We start from the raw sequence: 5,661 nt of genomic DNA on the forward strand, positions 1-5,661 counted from the left end.
TCCCTTTGTATATAAAAATCTATAGCTTCCATTTCCAACTCGTATAAATATTTAAGCTCTGTTATGTCATTTAGAAAGCAATGGTGCGTAATAAATAATTGGCTATTTCTTAATATCCCAAAAATACCATCAACATTTGTATAGTGATACAAATCATCACCAATTTCTGCGTGTGTTAAATCATAGCGCGCTTCCATTTCGCCTAATTCTTCCTCAAATTTTTTATTCAACTCAATTCACCTCTGTTACCATGATTTCTTCATATAATTATTAATACCTCTATTTTTAAGCAAATAAAAAAAGCCTATAGATACCTTTTGGGGTTCAGGTTTTCTTATATTTATCTAGGTTTAAATGAGGTTTTATTAGTATATACCTTACCTTTGCGAGCAAAGAGACCGTTAAAAAAGGAAGTTTTAAAAAAATGATTTAGAATCTATAAATAATTTTTTAAAAAAATAGTTGTAGACATTATTGATTGCTATGATGAGTCAATGAACATTGCTTTTATTGGGAGATGTTTACTTGAAGTGGTACCCGATTGATTTCGCCTCTCCAGTTACAGAGCATTCAGTAGCGATTACAGCGAAGAATAAACTCTTTGTACTTAATGAAAAAGAAGAAATTCGTGAATATGTTGTTTTTGATTTCTTTAAAATCGGAGGAAAGTAGTGTAATTATACCAATTATATTAAGCAAATTGGCTAAGGAGCTTGGCTTCAAATATGAACTGTTTCTTGACATTAAATTATTAAAAAGTAGCCACATCAAATTATACAAAGCTTTCTATGTTATTAATGTATCCGCAGTTAAAGAATTTGCTATTTGCATATACGAGCACCACTTGTGTTTAAATCCATAAAAAAAGAGCATCTCTGCTCCTTAAAATCAATTCCACAAACCCTTAGTAAGTTCCTCAATCTCTTTCTTTCTTTTTTCTGTTTCTTCAACATCTATTGTTATCCTATCATTAGTTATATTAAGAACATCTCCCTCTTTAGCTGTAGTGGGGATTTTTGATTTTTCAATATCCATCATAGTCCTATCTTCCTTTTCACATACCGCAAAATTACCTTCAAATCTATCTATAATTACTTTCATAAATTCCTCCTATTGTGGTGGATTACATTTACTACCTGGCGTTAATCCTTTTTCTTTAGCATCACTTAAGCTTATTGGAATTTTGCTTTTACTTAAATATGTGCATCCGTCAGCATGATATTTACTTCCAGTCTTAGTAGTATATACCGTTACATTTTGATTCTTACTTGGTGTATTCACCTTAGGAACAAGCACTGGTACAGGCTTACTGGTTGCTGTGTTATTAGATGATGGGCTATCACTAGAAACAATGCCTTTATAGCTTCCCGGACTAACATTAAAGCTTACATTAGTTCCATTAGAAGTAGCAACAACTGTTCCACTTTCATCAGTTCTATAGACTGGTATATTCTTAGTCTTAAGTCTGTTCATAACATCTTGTGTAGGATGTCCATAGCTATTACCTTTGCCAACGCTTATTACAGCATACTTAGGATTTACCTTGTCCAAGAAACTTTGTCCTGTAGAAGACCTACTTCCATGATGCCCTACTTTAAGTACTGTTGCCGATAGGTCTAGCCCCTTTGACACCATCTGGCTTTCTGATTCAGCTTCTGCATCTCCGGTTAATAAAAATGATGTATTGCCAAAGGTGACTTTTACAACAATAGAGTAATCATTTGCATCGTCATAGCCTGTTCCAATAGGTGCTAGTATGGTAACAATTGCATCACCTATATTAAATGTACTACCTACCTTTGGCGCTGTTAATTTTAGTCCTTTATTCTTGACTGAACTTACAAAATCTTTAAAAGTATTAGTAGTTGCAGTCTGTTTTGGAAAGTATACGTTCCCCACTTTAAATGAATCGATAATATAGTCCATGCTTCCTATGTGATCCTCATGCGCATGAGTTCCAATTACGGCATCAAGAGATTTAACGCCTTGATTATCTAAATAATTTTTAATAACTTGAGCATCACCGTTATTTCCCGCATCAATAAGCATATTTGAATTGCCTTGTTGTACTAATATACTATCTGCCTGGCCTACGTCTATATAATGAACTTTAAGTTGACCAGTTACAGTTTTACTATCCTTAATAACTGATGTTGTATCTTCCTTCTGTTCAGGTGCTTCTTTTGTTATAGTCTTATCTACTTCTACTTGTTGAGGGGAAACTGTTGGAGCGTTCTGTACTTTCTGAGTTGTAACTGCTGTTGGAGTTTTTTCAGATGTGCTTGAGCATCCAACTAAACTGAACATAAGCATTAATCCCAAAATGAAACTTAGATACTTTTTCATGTTAATCCCCCTAGAATATATATTTATACTTTAAGTCATAATAAATTACCATACGCATATTTTAATGAAAAAACTTATCTGGTTCACAATTGCTTGAATGTTAATCATAAGTCTCAACTACTTTTTAGCAGTGTATGTTAATTTCCGTTACTTAGATGATACTAACTGATTATTGGAATCATAAAGTTCACCTAAATCTCCATCGTTGTTCCAAATATAAGAACCGGACCATTTCAAATATACTTTTCCATCATCCTTAGCATTTGCTCCACTTGTAATATATATTGTAGTTCCTGCTTTTAAAATGAAATCATTTGGTAAATCATAAGTTTGCATGCCTACTGTACTTAACAGTTTCCACCCTGTCATATCTACATCATCGGTACCTGAATTTTTAATTGTTACTATCTCACTTTTTAAGCCTATAGATGTCATTTTTACATCTGCATTATTTGGCTCTATTGGTGGATCTATTGGTGTTTCACTAGCTTTAACATTAAAAGTTATGTTATTACCATCTGAAATTGCTATAATGTCTCCTGATTCATCAGTTCTATATACTGATATTTTTTGAGAATTAAGTCTACCCATAGTTTCTTTGGCAGGATGAGCATAGGTGTTACCTTCTCCAACACTTATTACTGCATACTTTGGATTGACTGCATTTAAAAAACTTTGTGTTGTAGAAGAAGTACTTCCATGATGACCTATTTTAAGTACATCTGCTTTAAGATCATAACCTTTTGATAACATCTCATTTTCGGATACATCTTCTGCATCTCCAGTAAATAAGAATGAATTACTTCCAAATGTTACTTTAATAACTATAGATTCATTATTAACATCACTGTATCCACTCCCATTTGGAGCTAATATAGTGCATGTAGCTTCTCCTAATTTAAAACTTTCTCCTGGTGTTGGAACTGTAGCTTTCATACCTTTATTTTTAATAGCTGTTACTACATCTTCAAATGTCTTTGTAGTTGATGTAGCTTTAGGCATGTATATTTGGCCTATTTGAAAACTATTGATTATATAATCAAGACCTCCGATATGATCTTCATGTGGGTGGGTTCCAATTACATAATCTAACTTTGTTATACCTTTATCTGATATATATTTTTCAACTAATTCACTATCCGCATTATTCCCTGCATCAATTAACATTGAGTTTGATCCTTGCTGTAAGAGAATACTGTCTGCTTGACCTACGTCAATATAATTAACGCTTAAAAGTGCAGGTTCTTTTATATCGCCAAGTAAAATGCTTATTGTGGTATCAGGAATAACACCCATTCCCCCAAGAGTGTTCAATGATGTTATTAATGGTAATTTACCTAACACATAATTTTTTGTTACTGGACTTGGGGTTTTACCGGTAAGTATTATTGGTGACATTGATTTTGGTGCTAAAGCAGACCCTGCAAGAGCGTCGGGAAAATCACTACCCGTTGCCAAATATGATGTTGCAAAATTAAGTTCACTATTAAAACGGTTTAATATAGCTATATTCGTCTCGTAACGATTAGAACCATATATCCTATCTGGTGAAGGTAATTGAGCTTTAACATTATCAGTTATAACACCTATACCACCTATTATATAGGACTTCGTAATGTTTTTACTATTTATATAAGTCAGTACATCATCCGTAAGGTTTGTTTTATTTGTTAGTATAATTGGCAATCCGTTTTTAGCTGCAATTGGAGCAATTGAAAGCGCATCCGGAAAATTATTACCCGTAGCCACAACTATTTCACTAGCCAAGTTTAAATGTTTTGCAACTTCTATTGATGTAGCATATCTATTATTTCCAAAAATACGTTCACAAGTTATTCCCTGTGACTCTATTTGCTTCTTCACTGTGTCAGAAACTACTCCTGGTCCACCTATAATATATACTTTATTAGCTATTAATCTTGTTAACTCAAGACTAGTGTTTGCATTTAAAGTATTCTTACCTGTTAAAAGTATCGGAGCGTCCAACTGTTTTGCGAGTGGCGCTGCGCATAAAGCATCTGGAAAATCTTCACCTGTAGCAATTATAACGTTATTTGAAGTTTGCCATCCATCTTTTGAAATTTCTACTGCTGTGCTATATCTGTTGTCTCCAGCAATTCTTTTTGATGAAGGTATATCCGCAGCATACACTCTCAATGTAATTATTAATGTAAAAATCATAATAAAAGATACTAATATACATTTTTTGTTTTTCATTATTTATATCCCCCTTATGTAAAGTAGAGCTTTCACGGAAACTCCTTAGCTCCTGTGATTACTCATTTTTAGCATCATTAATTTTTGTTGATTCCCCCACTTTTTCCGCATAAAACACTTGACAAGTCTGTAAAATTTTGCGGTCCTCCTCCTAAACACATGTTTTACTAGGAGGATTATTTTATGCTTAAAAACTGGAGTTCTCATGCTGATTATCAGCAATTTATTATTTCAAATCTCTCATGTTTCTACAAATCTTTTCCTAAAAAAATTATAGAACTTGAACCTTCTATCTCTAAGTTGTATTGCTTAGACTTAGATATTCTTAAAGAGATATTAAAACCTTATTATTCTAATATTGGTAGACCTGCAACCTTTCAACCTGAAATATTTCGTTCATTTTCTTTAATGCTTTTTCAAAAGGAAATAAGTATTACCAACTGGGTTAAAAAGCTTCATGCAAGTGAGTTACTTACAACCTGTATAGGATGCACTATAAATAATGTCCCATCACTTGGTGCTCATTATGATTTTATCTCTAGATTATGGCTCTCAGATCTGTTTACCGACAGAGTAAACCTAAGAAAAATATATTCGTATAAGAAAAAACCCTCTAAAATTATGGCACCCGGGAAAAATAAAAAGCTTCCTAATAAAAAATCTGGTGTTGTTAGGAGAATTTCAAATTTTTTTGAAGCTGGTCGTTCATTTTCCCTAAGAGCCGAAAGGCTGCTTCAAAAAATATTCTCATTAGTTGCTGTAGTGCCCTCTTTTGATCTTAATTTAATAGAAAAAGATAAACTTACAGTTGGCGGTGATGGTACTTGTGTTCACTGTAAGTCTTCTTACTATGGTTCTAAAATTTGTGACTGTCGTCAAAATGGAATTTACGATTGCAAGTGCCCTCGTAGACTTTCTGACACAAATGCTAATTGGGGTTGGGATAGCCATGAAAATCGTTGGTTTTACGGCTACACTCTCTATGCTTTATCTGTCTATAATAAAAAATATAAGATAGATTTACCTATTTATCTGCGATTTGTAGAAGCTAGCAGACACGACAGTGTCACTGGAATAGTAGCATTAGCTGAATTTAGA

General features: G+C 33.1%; 5 protein-coding genes and 1 pseudogene. 2 read left to right on the top strand and 4 right to left on the bottom strand.

Translation table 11 applies throughout. The features are described from left to right. Positions 1–230: hypothetical protein (locus ACJAX4_RS21620; protein ID WP_435791509.1), on the bottom strand; the 230-nt coding region annotated here is incomplete at its 3' end. A 295-nt stretch (positions 231–525) separates the two neighbouring features. Here ACJAX4_RS21620 and ACJAX4_RS21625 point away from each other — a divergent pair. Next, positions 526–672 carry a hypothetical protein gene (locus ACJAX4_RS21625; RefSeq protein WP_435791510.1) on the top strand — a complete coding sequence of 49 codons (147 nt, stop codon included), beginning with the start codon at positions 526–528 and terminating at the stop codon, positions 670–672. 216 nt (positions 673–888) lie between these two features. On the opposite strand, the gene ACJAX4_RS21630 is transcribed toward ACJAX4_RS21625, so the two are convergent. The 3 genes from ACJAX4_RS21630 to ACJAX4_RS21640 all read right to left on the bottom strand — a co-directional run bounded on the left by ACJAX4_RS21630 (position 889) and on the right by ACJAX4_RS21640 (position 4,563). After that, positions 889–1,101 carry a DUF3006 domain-containing protein gene (locus tag ACJAX4_RS21630; RefSeq protein WP_435791511.1) on the bottom strand — a complete coding sequence of 71 codons (213 nt, stop codon included), beginning with the start codon at positions 1,099–1,101 and terminating at the stop codon, positions 889–891. A gap of 9 nt (positions 1,102–1,110) precedes the next feature. Continuing rightward, positions 1,111–2,346, bottom strand: coding sequence for an MBL fold metallo-hydrolase (locus ACJAX4_RS21635; RefSeq protein WP_435791512.1), 1,236 nt, complete (start codon positions 2,344–2,346; stop codon positions 1,111–1,113). 147 nt (positions 2,347–2,493) lie between these two features. Continuing rightward, entirely contained in the window at positions 2,494–4,563 is a 2,070-nt protein-coding gene (locus tag ACJAX4_RS21640) for a cell wall-binding repeat-containing protein (protein ID WP_435791513.1), read from the bottom strand. A gap of 183 nt (positions 4,564–4,746) precedes the next feature. Between ACJAX4_RS21640 and ACJAX4_RS21645 the strand changes: the two are divergent. Further along, positions 4,747–5,661 (top strand): annotated as a pseudogene (locus ACJAX4_RS21645) (hypothetical protein); the annotation flags it as partial.

It is taken from the genome of Clostridium sp. (genome assembly GCF_051278035.1).
GTDB lineage: Bacteria > Bacillota > Clostridia > Clostridiales > Clostridiaceae > Clostridium_AD.

Bases quoted from the DNA above. Each gene is read 5' to 3' on its own strand.
- ACJAX4_RS21630 (WP_435791511.1), bottom strand. From the start codon at position 1,101: ATGAAAGTAATTATAGATAGATTTGAAGGTAATTTTGCGGTATGTGAA.
- ACJAX4_RS21635 (WP_435791512.1), bottom strand. From the start codon at position 2,346: ATGAAAAAGTATCTAAGTTTCATTTTGGGATTAATGCTTATGTTCAGT.
- ACJAX4_RS21640 (WP_435791513.1), bottom strand. From the start codon at position 4,563: ATGAAAAACAAAAAATGTATATTAGTATCTTTTATTATGATTTTTACA.